This window comes from Streptomyces tardus, assembly GCF_018101125.2.
Classification (GTDB): Bacteria; Actinomycetota; Actinomycetes; order Streptomycetales; family Streptomycetaceae; genus Streptomyces; species Streptomyces tardus.
The window spans coordinates 114,924-132,391 of record NZ_JAELVF020000004.1; the positions used below are offsets into that span (position 1 = coordinate 114,924).

Here is a 17,468-nt window from a genome sequence, read left to right on the forward strand (position 1 = left end):
CACCGGGCGGAGCCGGATCAGTTCAGCCGGCCGCCGGAGCAGCCCGGTGCGCCATCACCGATGGGAACTGCCATGTCTACGCATGCTGAGCAGACGAAGCGCATGCCGTGGTTCGTCGTGTTTCCGGACCACACCTCCGGCTCGGCCGCGCTCGCCCGGCTGACGCATCCGGCGCCGAACCGGATCGACCACCCCAGCGGTCGGCCCTGGATCGTCGGACAGTGGCTGCCCGAGGAACTGTCCGTCGGCACCGCCGGCTCGTCGAAAGTGGTGCTGCTCGGCCTGCACGGTGTGACCGGAGAACGACTGGAGCGGGTGGCGCACAACGCCGGCTGCCCGGGAGACCTGGACGCCTTCGCCGCCACCGTCGACGGAAGCTGGCACCTGCTGGCGTCGATCGACGGTACCTGCCGGGTGCAGGGCAGCATCACCAAACTCCGCCGCGTCTTCCACACCGTCGCCGGCCGGGACCGGCTCGCCGGCAACCGGGCCAACGTTCTCGCGGAGCTGATCGGGGACGAGCCCGACCCGGCCCGCCTCGCATTGCACCTGCTCGCGCCGACGATCCCGCACCCGCTCGGCGACCTGCCGGTGTGGCCACGGCTCGCGGAGCTCGCCGGTACGCACTACCTCAGCCTTCCGCCGACCGGCCGGGCCGAGGAGGTGCGGTGGTGGTCCCCGCCGGAACCCGTACTCCCCATGCGCCAGGGAGCGACCGGGCTGCGCACCGCCCTCCAGACGGCGATCGAGGTGCGCACCGTCCCGGGCGGCCTCGTCGCCGCAGAACTCGGCGGCGTCGACTCGACCGGGCTGTGCAGCCTGCTCTCCGCTGCCGGCCAGGACGTGCGCGCATGCACGATGGCCGGCCTGGACCCGTACGACGACGACCTCGTCCACGCGCGGAGGACCGTGGCCGGTCTGGGCAATGTCACCCACGAGGTGTTGAGCGCGGAGAGCTTTCCGCTGTACCTCGACAATCTGCCCGGCATCGTCGCCGACCCCGACGAGCCCGACCCCCTGGCCGCCGCGGGGAACAGCAGGCAGGGCGTGCTCCTGGCCTGGTCCGCGGCACAGGGGGCACGAAACCACTACGGCGGCTACGGCGGTGACGAGGTGCTCAGCGGAGGAAACTCCTGGCTGATGCACTACTACCGCACCAGCCCCGCCCTGGCCCTGCGCAACCTGCGGGCCTCCCGGGCGAACGGCCGGTGGAGCTGGAAGCAGACCACCGCGATGCTCCTGGACCGCACGCCGTACTCGGGCTGGCTGCGGCGACAGGCCCGAGCCCTGACCGAACCGGTCGTCAGCGACCGCACACCCGACCTGGGTTGGGGTTACTTCTCCGTCATGGCCGGGTGGGCCACCCCGGAGGCCGTCGACGCGGTGCGCGGGCTCGTCCTGCAGCACGCGGAGGGCGCCGAACCGCTCTCGCCCATCCACGGGATGCACGAAGACCTGTCCTACATGAAGGCGGGTTCGCGCTACACCGGGCAGCTGGCGAGGGCGGCCGACCGGCACGGGCTGACGCTGCACGCCCCCTACTACGACAACCGCGTGATCGAAGCAGCCCTGTCGATCCGTCCGGAGGACCGGGTCTCGCGCTGGGCCTACAAGCCGATCATGGCCGAGGCGATGCGTGGCATCGTCCCGATGCCCGCGCTGCGCCGGGACACCAAGGGCGAGGGCTCGGCGGCCGAGGACAAGGGCATCGAAGCCCACCGCGCGGAGATCGTCGACTTCCTCGCCGAGTCACGGGTGGCCGAGCTCGGCCTGGTCGACCAGGACCATCTGCTGCGCGAGTGCGCGCACCCCAGCGGCTCCCCGAACGAGCTGGGCCGCGACCTCTACCCGCTGATCGCCGCCGAAGTCTGGCTGCGCAGCGCCACATCCGCCAGGGCCCGGACCGCGCCCACACCCTGACGTCCCCTCTCCTCCCACCGGACACCACCAGCGGATCGCCCAGGAGCCGACACCATGACCACACCGGAGACCATCCCGTACCGGCCGAACCGCGTCCCCTTCGTGCAGCGCTGGGGCATCCGTGCCACGGCACTCCTCGCCGGGCTGCTGGCACGCCGCTCGCCCCAGCAGATCCACAGGGTGCTCACCGTGGTGCGTCGGGGCGCCCGCCCGGCCACCCTCGAAGAGGTCACCCGGGTCCGTGCGGCCGTGGTGGCCGCCAGCCTGGGGTGCGCGGGCCGGGAGGCGTGCCTGCGCCGGTCGTTGACGGTGACGCTGTTCTGCCGCCTGCGGGGCACCTGGGCCACCTGGTGCGTCGGCCCGCGCACCGTCCCGCCGTTCGCCGCGCACGCCTGGGTCGAGGCCGAAGGCGTTCCGGTCGGCGAGAACGTGCCGGAGGGCTACTTCCAGAAGCTGATCTCGGTCGGCCCGCCACGATGAGCCGAGATCGTCCGCGGCGGGCGGGTCGTGCCACCCGTCGCGAGACGCGGAGTCCGGTCCGTCGCCCGTGTGCGGCGGGCCGGGCGCGGTGAGAGGTGCCGCCCGACCGGCCGCAGCGTCTCTCTCGTCACCCGCCGTGAGGCGCAGCCGGTGCGCCGGGCCGCGTCCTCTGCGCACACGACCTCGACCGGCGCCGTGTGCGAGGTTGCGACGCGCCAACTCGCCGCCCCACGTTGGTGGTTGGTATGTCTGCCGAGGATGCCTGCGGCGGTCCGGGGTGCGGCGGCCCGGTGATGCGTTGCCCGGCTGACCCCGAACCCGGCTGGAGCGGGCCGGATAACGGCATGTGACGGGGCGTCTCCACCCGGGCGCTGCCCCGTGCCCGGGCGCAGCCGGCCGTCCGGATCTCGTCCGGCTGCCGTCCGGCGGTGGACTGCGCTGCGGCCGTGTTCGTACGTGTGCCCCGCCCGCATCTCGGCTTCGCGGTCGGCACCGGCGGCAAGGGGCGCCGCGGCCGACGGAAGGGCCGGGCCGTACCGGGCGGTGGGGCGTCCGGGACGGGCGTGCCGGAGGGTGAACGTGCCTGGTCGCGTTGTCAGTCGGTGGGCCTAGAGTCTCTGCTACTCGCCGCGGTGTGCATCCGTCGGCGGGTCTCATCAGCGTGCCGCCGTCCGGCGGCGCAGCGGGGCACACGGGGAGCACAGCGCATGGGGTGGGTATCCGCGGGCGACTACGAAGTCGCCCTGGAGGCCGGCAGGTTGGTCTGCCGCAACGGGAAGGGTCGGCGGCTGAAATCCGTACCGGCCAAGCTGAAGGATGATCCGGCGGTCGTCGGGCTCCGGCAGCTGGGCGAGTGGTTGGAGCGGCACGAAGCCCGTTGCCTGACCGACGTCGAGCAGTGGATGGTGCGTTCGCTGCCCGTCCCGACCACCGTGCTCGCCCGGGTCTGGCCCGACCCGGCCTGGCGTGCGGCGCTGAGGGACATGGTCGTCACCGGCGCGGACGGCGGTGTGGCCGGGTTCCTGCGCGATGTGGACCCCGAGCGCGGTCTCGGCCTCGTCGACCTGGACGGCGACACCGTCCGCATCACCCCCGACGTGGTGCGCGTCCCGCACCCCGTGCTCCTCGAAGACCTCGACGAGCTGCGGGAGTTCGCGGTCGAGCTGGAGATGAACCAGCGGGTGGAGCAGCTGTTCCGCGAGGTGTGGCACCGTCCGCCCGGCCCGGCACCGGAGACCGTCTCGGTGGACACCTACGCGGGCGGGGTCTTCAAGGAGCTGCGGTTCCTGCACAGCCGCACCACCCAGCTCGGCTACCGCTCGCGCGGCGGGTACGCCGTCTGCCCGGTCGTGGAGGACGGCGTCACCGTCGAGGCCCGCATCTGGATCGGCGAGCACGACGGATACGACTCGTACGGCACCGAGACGGGCCCGCTGGGCTGGACCGACACCTCGGGGCGCACGCTGACGGCGGCCGAGATCGGCCCCGTCGCGTGGTCGGACGGCATGCGGATGGCGGCGGCGCTCTACGCGGGCCGTGATGTGGAAGACGAGGAGCAGGCGGCATGAGCACCACCACGACACACACACCCGCGGACGCGGACACCCGCCCGGGCACGGCCGCGATCCCCGGCCAGTCCACCGGCCGTACCGGCGGTGAGACCGGGGCCCGCGTCGCAGCCCTGCTGGATGCGGACGCCGTCCTCCCCGCCGGCACCACCGGCCGGGACGACGCCGACACACTGACCGCCCGCACCTACACGCACCCCGCCCTCGGCGACCGCCCCGTCGTCCGCCTGGTGCCCGGCACCCTCGGCGAGGCCGAGGACCTGGCGCTGGAGTTCCTCGGGCTGTCGCGGACCGAGGAAGCCCCCGTCGTGGGCCAGGTCCGCCGCGTGACGCTGGGCTTCCCCGCCTGGGCCCTGGTCAACGACCCGGCCAACGGCCACCACGCCCTGGCGCTGGTCAAGGACATCGAGCGGCTCGGCCGCCAGGCCAGGAGCCGTGCCGGCGCCGCCAAGGAGGGCTTCGACGAGCTCGGCACCCGGCTGGGCCGCGCCGTGCCGCACTTCCTGCCCACCTACTACGAGCAGGTCGCCCGCCTCTTCCTCCAGGCGGAGAACACCACCTACGCGGCCACGTTCTTCGGCAAGGCCCGCGAGGCGGAGCGCGTGCACGGACTCGTCGTGGACGAGGACCGACAGCGGGCCGTCTTCCTGGAGTTCGCCTTCGCCGGTGCGCTGACCGTCAAGGCCCTGCGCCAGTATGTGCGGGACCTCGCCGACCGGCTCTCCCCGGCGGAAGCCTGGGCGCAGTTCCGCAGGTTGCTGGTCGAGCGCTGCTCCGCCGGTGTGCCGCCCTACGCGGCGCTGCCGCAGGACGTGCGCGTCCTGCTCAAGGCCACCGGGCTGGACCGCGGCGCGGCCGAACGCGAGCTGGTCGCGGACCTGATCGGCTCGCCGGGAGTGGTACGCGCCCCCGCGTCGTTCTGGACGGCCTACCGCTCCGCCGTCGTCGCACTCGGCCGGCAGGACCCGGCCGTGCGCGCCCGGCTCACCGGCTTCTTCCCGGAGACCTTCACCGAGAAGAGCGACCGGTCCGCGGACGGCGAGCACGGCTGGCTCACCCTGCTGGCCGAGGCCGGCGCCGAGGACCTGCTCACCGAACTCCCGGCCGCCGCCGGCGAGTCGGGCACGGCGCAGGAGGTGCCTTCCGTCTCGTCGGCGGACTGGCTCGCCCGCTGGGAGGCGTACCGCCGGCGCGACCGGTCCTGCTCGGGCCGCAGCCCGCAGACCCTCGCGCTCCTCGACCGCATGGCGGACCGCCTGCGCGCCGACGGGCGGCCCGTCCAGCTCTTTCACGGCCGCTGGCACTGCACGGCCGATCTCGACGTCCTCGACCACTGCCTGGCCGAGGGGATACCCGTTGCTCAGCCGGAGAAGCAGGACCAGGGCCACAGGCGGCCACCGGGCTTCGCCCTCGACCGCTGGCTCACCGACACCGCGCCCGGCGCGCGCGATCTCGTCGCCGTCGCTCAGAGCCCGGAGTTCCGTGCCCGGCTCAGCCACTCCGTCGGCGAGATCGGTGGCAGCGGACGCAACCGCAGAGCGGCCGAATCGGTCCTCGACGCCCTGGCCGCGCACCCGGTGCTCTCCGGTGTGCTGCGCGACTGGCTGACCGCCCGCGCCGAGGAGTACACCGCCGCCCGCGGAATCCCCGGGCTGCGGTCCGCGCTCGACAGGCTGGCCGGTTTCGGGCCGGTGGCCGAGAAGGTCGCGCCGGAGGCGGTGCGCCTCGTCGAGGCACACTCGGTGGTGCCCGTGCTCGCCGACAGCCTGCGCGCCGGTGTCCTGGACGAGCTGGGCTGGCCCGCGCTGGACGAGGCGTATGCGGAGCTGGCCGCGGAGGCGGCGGCCGTGCCGCGGGCTCGCAACCACCGCGCGTCCGAGGTCGCGGTCACCGGCGCCTGGCCCGCCCTGATCCTGAGCACCCGCGAGCGTGCCGTCGTCGTCGGCCCCGAGGGCGTTCTGCTCCGGCACACCCTGCGGCTGCCCGCAGGCGTCGATCAGTGGCGATCGCTCGGATTCCGGTACGTCGACGGCGAGTTGCTCGTCGTCTGGTGGGAGGACGGCAAGCAGCACGGCTACTGGTCGAACCGACCCACCGAGGTGTTCGTTCCCGGCGGTGAGCAGATCGCGGGCTGGGGCGGTGGCGGCGTATCCGAGAACGTCTGCCTGCCGCTGCCCGGAGGTGGCCGCGCCACCGGCGGCAAGGCGCTGCACGCGGGCGACACCGACCTCCCGCCGCGCCGCGCCGTCCTCTCCGACGGCACCGGCCACTGGCGTGCGGGGCACCAGGGCACGCAGCACGCGTGGCTGGAGTACGACCCGGCCACCGGCGCCCACGGCCGCGCCTCGCTGCCGCCCTTCCTGCGCTCCGGCGTACGGGACGGCACCCGGCTGCTCGCCGAGCACTGCCAGGTTCTGCCGCTCCAACCCGGCCTGGAGGCCACCCCGTTCGGCACGGACGGCGCCGTCCTCGGCCGCTGGGTCCGCCGTACGGCCGCCGATCCCGGCGGTACCGCGCCCGCGGACGGCCACCGTGCCGTCGCGGGCAGCCCCGACGGCACGACCGTGACCCTGCCGGGCCCGCTGGGCGCCGACGGCTCTGCGGTGCCGCTCGGAGCTCTCGCCCTGCCCGGCGGATCCCGTCCCGTCCTGGTCCGGCGACACGGAGCCGTGGAGGCACACCCGGCGGACACCGACGGCACCGGCGGCAGCCTGTGGTCCGTCACCCCCGACAACTCCGGTGCCGGCCGCATCGCGGCGGGCACCCCGTATGTGCCGCCCGTCGTCTACTGGCACGCCCTGCGTCCGCGGGACGAGGCGGGCTCCGCCGCGCTGCGGACTCTGACCCAGGACCGGGCGGAGCAGCTGCTCGACGAGGTCGCCGCCGCCATCGCCAAGCATCTGGAGGCGTTCCGAAGCGTCGAGAAGTACACCGGGCCCTCCTCGCGGGAGATGAGCGAGGAGGCCGTCGCGCTGGTCCTGCCCGAGGTGACCGATGCGCGGCTGCGCGCCGGAGTCAGCGCCACGGTCGACGTCGCGGTGCGGCACGCCGTCGCGGTCGCCCGGTTCCTGAGTCCGCCCGAGCCCGCGCAGTCGGAGCGGCCCACGAGGACCGCGCGCACCGAGGGCATGTTCTTCGATTGCGCGCCCGAGCACGGTGACGACCGGACCCTGCGGCAGGCCACCGCCTGGGGCTCCGAGCGCATCCGCGGCTCCTGGTGGCGGGGCGGCCGGGAGTGGACCGCAATCCGGGCGATCCTCGCCGTCAACCATGTGCTCGGCGGTGCGCCCGCGTTCGGCCCGCCGGTGCCGCCGAAGGCGCCGTTCACCCCGGTCGACGGCTGGCAGCGGGACGAGTACACGGTGCCCGGGGACAGCGCGCGCTGGACCTCCCTCCTCGACAAGCTCCCCGAGCTCGCCTACCGGGCCGCGTCGCCGGCCGTCACCGTCGAGCAGCGCGAGGGGCTCCTCGTCCTGCTCGACGCCCTCGCCGCGGGTCCGCTCGCCGATCCGGCCGGCACTCTGCGGCGGGTGCATCTCGTCGAGCCGTACGCAGGCACGCCCGGGCAGCGCGACCACCAGCCGGTTCCCCGGCTCGGCCAGGTGCTGCGCAAGGGCCCCCGCACCGTGGTGCTCCTCGACGACTGCCACCGATACGGCGACGAGGCGGCTCGCTGGCTTGCCCTGGACCACGACCCGACCGGAGCCTTCGGGGCCGTGCCGGGCTTCACCCTGGAGAGGGAACGTGTGCACCGGCACGGCATCGCCGCCGACCGGCTCACCCGACTCACCGCGCTGGTGCGGAGGGAGGGTCCCGCGCCCTGGCGCCCGGAGGCGGCCGAGGCGTTCCACACGGCCACCGGCATCGGGCCGCTCCAGGCCGTCGCCCTGCTGTCGGCCGCCACCGAGGAGCCGGAGGCCGAGGCGCTCGCCCTGCTCGGCGCCAAGACCCGCGCCTTCGAGGCGGCCCAGGCCAGGCTGCAGGCCCTGCCGCGCGACGACAGGCACGCGCTGGTCCGCGCGCTGCTGCCGGCGGACCCGGCCGCCCTCTGGTCCACCGGACCGGACGTCCCGGCCGCCACCGAGGTCTGGCGCCGGCGCCTGGGCTCCCTCGTCCGCGTCCCCGAAGAGCTGGACCTCGATCTGTCGGGGGCCACGCTCGACGCGATCGACCTGGTGCTCAACGCGGGCTCCCGCGGCTGGCTCGCCCACGGGACCGCCGCCTCCGACGGGAGGGGGCGGACCGGTCTGCTGCGGGCCGGTGCCCGCGGCGCGATCGACGGCGCCCTGGCCGGGCTGCGCGTCCTCGCCTACGACCTGCCGTACCGGCATCCGCTGCGGTCCCATCTGCCCACCGGGCTCGCGGCCCTGCGCGCCCGCCTCGCCGACCCCGAGCTGCTGCTCGACCTCGGCCTGGCCTGGACGGAGGAGGGCGGGCCGATCGGTGCCCCCATCCGTGCCGCCTTCGGGCTCCCCGAGTCCGAGGGTGCCGACGCCGTCGGGCTGGTACGAGCCGGCGAGGCGCTGTTGCTGACGCCCGACCGCCGCAGGGGCTACGAGCGGCTGCTCGTCCGTCCGGCCGGTCTGACGGGCTCCGAGGACCCGGTCCTCGGCCTCGTCGAGGGCATGATCGACTCCCATGCCGGCCTCGACCTGCGCGCGCTGCGCGCCCTGCTCGACGGGGAGAGCGACGCCCTGGTCGCGGCCGGTCTGCCCGCCGGCGGCACCGGTGACCCGGGCTCCGGGCCGGTTGTGCACCACCCGGCGCAGGACCCGTCCCGCACCGTGCCCGAGCTGGTGGCGGAGGCCGCCGGGGAGCTCGGCCTGAGCGCGGACGCCGCCACTCTGTACCTGATGCTGCTCGCCCTGCCCGACCCCACGGACCGCAACTGCGTCCGCTGGACCCAGTGGAAGCCCGCGCGGATCAAGAAGGCCCGCGCCGAGCTCGCCGCCGGCAGCCTGGTCACCGAGGCCAAGCGGGCCCGGGCGGGGCGCTCCCTCTTCCTGCCCTGCGGCTGGCGGGAGCGCCGGTCGCCCGCGCTGCCGCTGGAGACCTGGAAGGAAGGCCTCTACCCGGTGGTCGGCGACATCCGCACCGTGCCCGACCTGCCCGTGGCCGCGCTGTTCGCGGCGGCCTGGGCACGGGTCCGCGACGGTGACGCCCCCGCCTTCGAAGAACTGGACACCCGCGCACCCCGGAAGGGCCGCCGCCGATGACGACCACCAGCCCCGACCCCACCACCGGCCAGGGCGCCGCTGCCCGGGAACGGGCGGCGACGTCCGGCGACCGGCACCGGCAGGTCACCCCGCCCGAGGACCGGTACGCCACCGAGCTGGCCTTCCTCGCCGCGCACGACACCGGCCCCCGTCCACCCGGCTGGCGACTCACCCCGCGTGCCGTCGTCGTGTTCGTGACGGGCAGTGCGGGGGAGGCGCTGAGCCTGCCCAAGGGCGCCGTGCCGGATGCCGGGCTGCCGAGCCGCCTGGTGATCGAGCAGAAGTTCGTCGGTGAACGCGCCCTGGTCGAACGCTGTGTGGTCACCCTCGCCGGCGAGCGCGGGCTCCTCCTCGTGGGCGAGCCCGGCACCGCCAAGTCGATGCTCTCCGAGCTGCTGTCGGCGGCGGTCTGCGGCACCAGCGCGCTCACCGTGCAGGGCACCGCGGGCACCACCGAGGACCAGCTCAAGTACGGCTGGAACTACGCGCTCCTGCTCGCCCAGGGCCCCACCGAGGAGGCGCTGGTTCCCTCGCCGGTGCTCACGGCCATGACCCGAGGGGCGGTCGCCCGCGTCGAGGAGGTGACCCGCTGCCTGCCCGAGGTGCAGGACGCCCTGGTCTCGCTGCTGTCCGAACGCCGTATCGCTGTCCCCGAACTGGCGGGCAGCGAGAGCGCGTTGGCACACGCGGCACCCGGTTTCACCCTCATCGCCACTGCCAACCTGCGGGACAAGGGCGTCTCGGAGATGTCCGCCGCGCTGAAGCGGCGCTTCAACTTCGAGACGGTAGGCCCCATCGGGGACGTGGACGCGGAGGCCGCACTCGTACGCCGCCAGTCCCGGGCCGCGGTGGAGCGCGCGGGCGCGGCCTACGAGGTCGACGACGCCGTGCTGGAGGCGCTGGTCACCGCCTTCCGGGACCTGCGCGAGGGGCGTTCCGCCGAGGGCTGGGAGGTCGAACGGCCCTCCACGGTGATGAGTACGGCGGAGGCGGTCTCCGTCGCGGGCTCCCTCGGCCTGGCCGCCGCGTACTTCCCCGGCGACCGGGACGTGCTCTCCCTGCTGCCCGGCCATCTGCTCGGCGTCGTGCGCAAGGACGACCCGGCCGATGCGGCGCGGCTGCTCGGGTACTGGGACGGAGCGGTGCGCAGACGCGCGGAGCAGGGCTCGTCGACCTGGCGCGCCCTGTGGGACCTGCGCGCGGTGCTGGAGAACTGAGCCGATGGACCAACCGACCACCCCCGAGCCGCAGATGGGCGCCGGGGCGGCAGCGCCTGCCGCCTCCGAGACCGCAGAGGCTACCCGTGCTTCCGGGGCTACCCGCGCTTCCGGGGCTTCCCGTGCTTCCGGGGCTTCCGACGCGCGGAACGCCGCCCCGTCCCGGGGCTCGTACCCCGCCGCCGCATCCCCCGGCCCGGGCCCTGCCGATCCGGACGCCGCGGTGGCGGCGCTCGCGGCGGACGGGACCGGGCAGCCGTTCCTCATCGGAGTGCGCCACCATGCGCCCTCCCTCGCGGCGGCCGTACCGGCCCTGCTGGACGCGGCGGCGCCCGATGTGCTCCTGGTCGAACTGCCCGCCGAGTTCCAGCCGTGGCTGGGCTGGCTGGCCCACGAGGACACCCGCGCACCGGTGGCCCTGGCCGCCGTGCTGCCCGGCGGCGTGGACGGCGGGGTCCCGGACGCTCAACAGGTGCCCGCCTTCTACCCGTTCGCGGATTTCTCGCCCGAGCTGGCTGCTCTGCGCTGGGCGGCACGCAACGGCGTCCCGGCGGTCGCCTGCGACCTGCCCCTCGCCGACCGCGCGAACTCCCACTCCGCGCCGGCTACCGACCGCGCCACCGCGCCGGGCACGGCCGAGGCGCCCGCTCCAAACGCTGAAGTCACCTCTGCGCAGGGGGAGTCCGCCGCCGTAGCGGCGGCGGACTCCCCCTGCGCAGAGGTGACTTCAGCGTTTGGAGCGGGCGCCTCGGCCGTGCCCGGCGCGCCGGCTACCGACCGCGCCACCGCGGCGTCCGGATTGGCAGTGCCCGGGCCGGGGGATGCGGCGGCGCGGTAGCCACCGCCCCGGACGGGACGCGGGTCGCTCAGCCCTGCGGGCGGGCGGCGGCACCGGCACGGGCGTCGGCGCCGGTGCCGTCGCCCGTTCCCGCGCCGTCGCCCGTGCCGGTGCCGCCGCCCGCCCGCAGGGCTGAGCGACCCGCGTCCCGTCCGGGGCGGTGGCTACCGCGCCGCCGTCCCGGCCCCGGACGCCGCCCCGGCCGCCCGTGTCGTCGAGAGGCTGCCGTCGCGCACCTCCACCACCTCGTCGGCGTCGGCGAGTTGGGACCGGTCGTGGGTGACGAGCACCGTCGCCGTACCGCGTTCACGGGTGAGCCGGGTCAGCAGCCCGACGACCGCCGCGCCGCGTTCGTGGTCCAGCGCGCTGGTCGGCTCGTCGACCAGCAGCACGTCCGGCGCGTTCATCAACGCCCTGGCGATGTTGACCCGTTGGCGCTGCCCGCCGGACAACTGGTGCGGTCTGCGGTCCGCCTGCGCGGTGAGGTCCACCGCCTCCAGCAGCCCCGCCGCGCGCTCGCGCACCCCGCGCCCGGTTCCTCACCGGAAGCGGTGCGGCGTGCCGCGCTGCTCGTCGGTTGGGCGCTGCGGTACGAGGCGGAGGCGCGGCGCAGCGTGGACCGTACCGACCCGGCGCGCGAGGCGTGCATGCGCGGGCACATAGCCGAAGCCCTGGCGAACGGGCGGCGTCCCGCCGTCGTGGTGGGCGCTTTCCACACGCCCGCGCTGCTGCCGTCCGTCGCCGGGGCGACCACGGCCCCCGCGGCAGGCGCACCGCACGCCGTCGCACCCCGTTCCCCGAACGTGCCCACCGTGCCCGGACCCGCGCCGCACCCCGCGCCGGACTCGGCCCCCAACCCCGCGTCGGACCCGAACGCGGGCCGAGGGGTGGGTCGAGCGGCGGACCCGGCAGCGGACCCGGACGCCACGGCGGAGGGCAGCACCGTCTCGCTGATCCCGTACACCTACCCCCTGCTCGACTCCCGCTCCGGCTATCCGGCCGGTATCCGCGACCCGGAGTGGCAGCACATCGTGCTCGACGCCGCCGGGGACCCCGACGACCTGTACGAGGCGCTGATCAGGACCGCGGTCCGCCTCTGCGCCGCGTTGCGGGAGGAGGGCCACCCCTGCGGTCCGGCGGACGGCCGGGAGATCGTGCGCGTCGCCGGGGACCTGGCCCGGCTGCGCAACCTGCCCGCCCCCGGCCGGGGCGAGCTCCTGGAAGCCGTACAGACGGTGCTCGGCCGGGGCGAGACGTACGGTACCGGCCGTGCCGTCGCCCACGCGCTGGAACGCGTACTCGTCGGCACCCGCTCCGGGCGCCCCGCTCCGGGCGCCCCGCGCAGTGGTCTCGGCCCCGCGGTGGAGGCCGAGACCGAGGCGTTGTCCCTCCCCGGCCCGTCGGACGCGCACGAGAGGACACCGCGGGACCTGCGGCTCGACCCGGCCCGTTCCGCCCTCGACGGGCGCCGCGAACTGCTGCTCCGCCGGCTGACCGCATGCGGCATCCCGTACGGGCAGGAGCAGGCGGTGACCGGCGCGGCGGGTTCGGAGGGGCTCACCACCCGCTGGCAGGTGCGCTGGACCCCGGCCACTGCCGCGATGCTCACGGCCGCCGGAGTACGCGGTGTCACGTCCGCGCAGGCTGCCGAGGGCGTGCTGCGGGGGCGGCACTCCGCCGAGCTGGCGGAGGGCGGTCCGACCGCCGCGCAGGTCGTGCGCGGTCTCACGGACGCGGCGCAGTGCGGGCTCCCGGCCCTCGCCGAGACCCGTCTGACGGAGCTGGCCGCGGTGCTCCCCGCGAGCGGGACCCTGCCCGAACTCCTCGGCGGGCTGGACCTCCTGGACCGCATCGCAGCGGGGCACCTGCCCGGCCCGGAGGTGCCCCGCGTCGGCAATGCCAGAGAACTTCTGACCGCGGCGGCGGTGCGCCAGGTCGACGGGCTCACCGGCTCGGAGAAGGCGGAGGATGCCCGGGCGCTCCTCGAACTCGCCCACCGTGCCGACCGGTTGGGCGGCATCCGGCTGGCCGACGCGCTCGCCCGGCTGGCCGCCGACGGTGCCCCGCTGATCGCAGCCGCCGCCGGAGCCGTCCGGGTGCTCACGGGACAGGAGCACGCAGACGCCTTCGGAACACGCGTCGCCTCCTGGGTGGACTCGGCAGTGGACAGCGCCTCCAGAGCCGCGCTCACCGCCCGACTCGCCGGTGTTCTGACCGTGGCGGGCCCGCTTCTGACCGTCGGCTCCACGGCCCTGGACGCGCTGCTGCACCGGGTCGTCGCGCTGGCCGACGCCGCGTTCCTGGCCCGACTCCCCGCGCTGCGCGGCGGCTTCGACACCCTGAGCCCGGCCGCCCGCGACCGGCTGCTGGAAACCGTCGAAGAGCGCCTGGGCACCCGGATCGACCTCGCCGCCGCCGACGATCCGGCCGAGCTGGCCCGCCGTACGGGCCGGGGCGGGGACGCCCGTACGGCGGCGCGAGGCCCGTACGGGGAAGCCGCCGGGCCCACCCCGTGCGTGCGCACGGGCCCGCTCGCCCGCCCGCACGCACGGCCGCGTTCAGCTGTGCGCGTCCTCGTCCGCCCAGCCCAGCCCGGCGTCTGCCAGGCGTTCCAACGCCTCGGTGACCACGCTCTGCTGGGGCCCGAGGAAGAGCCGTACGAAGCCCTGCGGGTCGCGGGCCCGCTTCTGACCGTCGGCTCCACGGCCCTGGACGCGCTGCTGCACCGGGTCGTCGCGCTGGCCGACGCCGCGTTCCTGGCCCGACTCCCCGCGCTGCGCGGCGGCGAGGTCGATCCGGGTGCCCAGGCGCTCTTCGACGGTTTCCAGCAGCCGGTCGCGGGCGGCCGGGCTCAGGGTGTCGAAGCCGCCGCGCAGCGCGGGGAGTCGGGCCAGGAACGCGGCGTCGGCCCCCGCGCCACCGCCGCCCGCCACCGTGCCGCCGCACGGCAACTCGACGGGCCCCGGCACCCCCGGAGCCGGAACCGGGGCCACCGCCGGGACCGAGTCCGAGCCCGAGACCGGAACCGCGAACGTCCCCGGGACCGGGACCACCGTCCCCGGGACCGGGACCACCGTCCCCGAGACCGTCTCCCTCCCGGAAACCGCCTCCGAAGCTGTGCCCGCCCAAGGCCACACCGCCACGACCACCCCCGAGTACACCGCCACGAACACCCCCGCCCCGGCACTCGCGCCCGCCGACCGGTGGCGCCTCGTGCTGGGACGGCGGACGGACCAACTGCCGCCCACGGCAGCCCGGTTGGCGACGGCACTGGACGAGCTGTACGGCGCCGGGCGCGGTGAGGGCTCACGCGGGGACCTGCCGCCGCCCACCCGCAGCCGTGGCGGCCGGGAGGCGTCGTTCCCCGGCGTCCGCGACTGGTCCGAGGAACTCGCCGCCCTCTTCGGGCCCGGCGTTCGGGAGGAGGTGCTCGCCGCCGCAGCCGCGACGGGCCGGCAGGACGTACTCACCGAGCTCGATCCGGCCGCCGCCACGCCCTCCGTGGAACTGCTCCGCACGGTTCTGCGCTACGCGGGTGGCCTCCCCGAGGCGCGTCTCGCGGCGCTCCGCCCGCTGGTCGCCCGCCTGGTGGAGGAGTTGACCAGGCAGCTCGCCACACGTCTGCGGCCCGCTCTGACCGGCGCCACCCTGGCGCGTCCCACCCGTCGTCCGGGCGGACGGCTCGACCTGCCGCGCACCCTGCGCGCCAATCTGGCGACCGCCCGCCGGGCCGAGGACGGCAGCGTCCGGGTCGTTCCCGAGAAGCCGGTGTTCCGCAGCAGCGCCCGCCGGTCCGCGGACTGGCACCTGATCCTGGTCACCGACGTCTCCGGGTCCATGGAGGCGTCGACGATCTGGTCGGCGCTGACCGCCTCCGTGCTGGCCGGGGTTCCGGCTCTGAGCACCCACTTCCTGGCCTTCTCCACGGAGGTGCTCGACCTCACCGGCCATGTCCACGACCCGCTCTCCCTCCTGCTGGAGGTGAGCGTGGGCGGGGGCACGCACATCGCCGCCGGACTGCGGCACGCGCGCAGCCTGATCACAGTGCCCAGCCGCACTCTCGTCGTCCTCATCAGCGACTTCGAGGAGGGCGCCCCGCTCGGCGGCCTGCTGTCGGAGGTACGAGCTCTGGTCGCCACCGGCTGCCACGTGCTGGGGTGCGCCAGCCTCGACGATGCGGGCCGCCCCTGCTACTCGACGGGAGTGGCCGGGCAGGTCGTCGCCGCCGGGATGCCCGTGGCGGCGCTCAGCCCACTCGAACTCGCCCGCTGGGTAGGGGAGAAGATCACATGACCACTGTCCCGCTGCCGCCCGTCGCGCCGGAGGTCGCGGCCATCCTGGTGGAGGAGCTCTCGGCCCGGCTGCGCAAGCGGCTGGACGCGGCGGTCACCAAGCTCACCACCCGCCCGACGCACCGCGACGGGGACACGGTCACCATCGCGGTCGACGACGACACCGAACTCCGGTTGTACGCCCCGGGCGGCCTCCTTGGCCTCGCGGATGGCGGCCTCGGCCTCCTCCTGCGCGGCAGCTGCCGGAGGCGGGCGGTGTGCGCGGCGCGCAGCAGCGCGGCCTGCGCGACGGCGCCGGCCCCGTCCACTCCGGCCTCCAGCACTGCGGCGGCGGCAGCGGCGGTGGCAACCGCCCGTTCCGTGGCGGCTTCCGCGGCGGCGACCGCGGCGGGGACCGTGGGGGCAACCGCGGCTCGTACGAACGCCGTGACGGCGTTCGTACGAGCCGCGGTTGCCCCCACGGTCCCCGCCGCGGTCGCCGCCGCGGAAGCCGCCACGGAACTCGCGGTCGCGACGGAAGCCCTCGCGTCCACCGCGGAAGCCGCCGCCCTCTGGTCGGCCGCCGCCGCAGTGCTGGAGGCCGGAGTGGACGGGGCCGGCGCCGTCGCGCAGGCCGCGCTGCTGCGCGCCGCGCACACCGCCCGCCTCCGGCAGCTGCCGCGCGGAGCGTCCGCCGCGCTCTCCGTCGTGACGCTGCTGCGCTCCGCACGCGCCGGGGACGCCTCGTACCGCACCGTCGACCTCGTCACCGCCCTCGCCGAACTGCTGGGCACCGCGCACCGCGTGGGCACCGCCTCCGGCGCGGAGCTGGAGACCGTACGGGGCCGTGCACGCCGCCCGTACAGCCCGGACGGCTCCCTGCGCCTCTACGGCCTCTTCACCGAACCGGTGGTCACCGACTCCGGCCACGCCGGCGCCCGCACCTGGACCGCCGCGCCCGACGGGCGGCTGTACACGGTCGGCGACGTGGCGCCCGGTGGGGCGTCCCGCGCCACGGGCGTGGCCAACCGCGCCGTACGGCTCGGCGACAGCGCCCTGACCCACCGGGAGTTGGGCCGGGCCGGGCTCATGGTCTCCGGGGCGACGGTCTCCCCGGACGGCAGACTGGGCGCGGGCAAGGGCGTCAGAGCCGTCACGGCCGGGGGCGCGGCCTGGACGGAGCCACCGCTCGCCGCCCTCTGGGAGGCCCCGCCCGCCGAACAGGTCGTACGTGCCCTGCGATCCGTCGCCCACTACGCCGAACCGGACGCCGCAGGCAGCGATCTGCTCTTCCTCGACGTCGAACTCCGCGGCGCCGTACGGGAGTCCGGTGGCATGTGTCTGCTCGCCCGGTGCGACGGCGGGGTCTCCGTACGCCTCACTGTCGCCGACGACGACCCCGCGCTGCCCCACCGCGACAACCTCACGCTCCTCGCCACCGCTCCGGGGACGCGGCTGCGGATCATCGGCCGCCTGATCTCCGCCCCGCACCCCCGGCTCGCGCTGCTCGCCTGTGCCCACCCCACCGGGGAGGGCACGGTCGACCTCGGCTTCGACCGTCTGCGCCGCCGCCGGTCTGCTCACCGCGCTTCGCACCACGGCGGCCCAACGCTCACGCGACCACTTCGGCCGCCTCCTCCCCGCCGACACCGACGGCTTCGCCCTCCACTGGCTCGCCGCCGCCCGTTACACCGACGCCGTCACCAACTCCCTCTGCGCCACCGCCTGGCAACCAACCCCCACCACCCCCGCACCCTGACCCTTCACACCAACCGACCCCACCCGCCGAACGGTGACGCAGAGCCACAGCGCCCCGGTGTGGCCCGCCCGGCGCCCACCCGGGCGCAGGGCGGGCCCGCTGCGAGACCGTCACCCGGCGCCGCTCCGGCAGGGCTGCGGGGCCGAGAGGGACGAGGCCTCGTACCGCGCGGAACGCGTCGGGACGCCCAGGGCGAGGG

6 protein-coding genes and 5 pseudogenes are annotated in these 17,468 nt (G+C 75.7%); 9 read left to right on the forward strand and 2 right to left on the reverse strand.

The window, feature by feature from the left end:
- Nucleotides 1-72 precede the first annotated feature (72 nt).
- The 6 genes from JGS22_RS23055 to JGS22_RS26565 all read left to right on the forward strand — a co-directional run bounded on the left by JGS22_RS23055 (nt 73) and on the right by JGS22_RS26565 (nt 11,239).
- Nucleotides 73-1,920 (forward strand): asparagine synthase-related protein, encoded by a 1,848-nt coding sequence (locus JGS22_RS23055; RefSeq protein ID WP_211040790.1) that lies wholly within the window; start codon nt 73-75, stop codon nt 1,918-1,920.
- 54 nt (nt 1,921-1,974) lie between these two features.
- Nucleotides 1,975-2,400 (forward strand): lasso peptide biosynthesis B2 protein, encoded by a 426-nt coding sequence (locus JGS22_RS23060; protein WP_211040791.1) that lies wholly within the window; start codon nt 1,975-1,977, stop codon nt 2,398-2,400.
- 707 nt (nt 2,401-3,107) lie between these two features.
- On the forward strand, nt 3,108-3,968 hold the full coding sequence (locus JGS22_RS23065; RefSeq protein WP_211040792.1) for a DUF4132 domain-containing protein: 861 nt from the start codon (nt 3,108-3,110) through the stop codon (nt 3,966-3,968).
- Nucleotides 3,965-9,184 (forward strand): hypothetical protein, encoded by a 5,220-nt coding sequence (locus JGS22_RS23070; protein ID WP_216815127.1) that lies wholly within the window; start codon nt 3,965-3,967, stop codon nt 9,182-9,184. The genes JGS22_RS23065 and JGS22_RS23070 overlap by 4 nt, the downstream gene beginning before the upstream one ends.
- On the forward strand, nt 9,181-10,401 hold the full coding sequence (locus JGS22_RS23075) for an ATP-binding protein (protein WP_216815128.1): 1,221 nt from the start codon (nt 9,181-9,183) through the stop codon (nt 10,399-10,401). Before JGS22_RS23070 ends, JGS22_RS23075 begins: the two co-directional genes overlap by 4 nt.
- 4 nt (nt 10,402-10,405) lie before the next feature.
- Nucleotides 10,406-11,239: a DUF5682 family protein gene (locus JGS22_RS26565; RefSeq protein WP_236074312.1), complete on the forward strand. Its 834-nt coding sequence runs from the start codon at nt 10,406-10,408 to the stop codon at nt 11,237-11,239.
- Between the two features lie 164 nt (nt 11,240-11,403).
- Here JGS22_RS26565 and JGS22_RS23085 read toward each other — a convergent pair.
- Nucleotides 11,404-11,769, reverse strand: a pseudogene (locus tag JGS22_RS23085) (ATP-binding cassette domain-containing protein); the annotation flags it as partial.
- On the opposite strand from JGS22_RS23085, the pseudogene JGS22_RS23090 reads away from it, so the two are divergent.
- Nucleotides 11,767-14,025, forward strand: a pseudogene (locus JGS22_RS23090) (DUF5682 family protein); the annotation flags it as partial. The pseudogenes JGS22_RS23085 and JGS22_RS23090 sit on opposite strands and share 3 nt — an antisense overlap.
- Before the next feature lie 3 nt (nt 14,026-14,028).
- Here JGS22_RS23090 and JGS22_RS27480 read toward each other — a convergent pair.
- Nucleotides 14,029-14,145, reverse strand: a pseudogene (locus tag JGS22_RS27480) (DUF5682 family protein); the annotation flags it as partial.
- A gap of 271 nt (nt 14,146-14,416) precedes the next feature.
- Here JGS22_RS27480 and JGS22_RS23095 point away from each other — a divergent pair.
- Together JGS22_RS23095 and JGS22_RS23100 are read left to right on the forward strand one after the other, a co-directional pair.
- Nucleotides 14,417-15,532, forward strand: a pseudogene (locus JGS22_RS23095) (vWA domain-containing protein); the annotation flags it as partial.
- Nucleotides 15,529-17,269, forward strand: a pseudogene (locus JGS22_RS23100) (hypothetical protein). The pseudogenes JGS22_RS23095 and JGS22_RS23100, both read left to right, overlap by 4 nt.
- Nucleotides 17,270-17,468 lie beyond the last annotated feature (199 nt).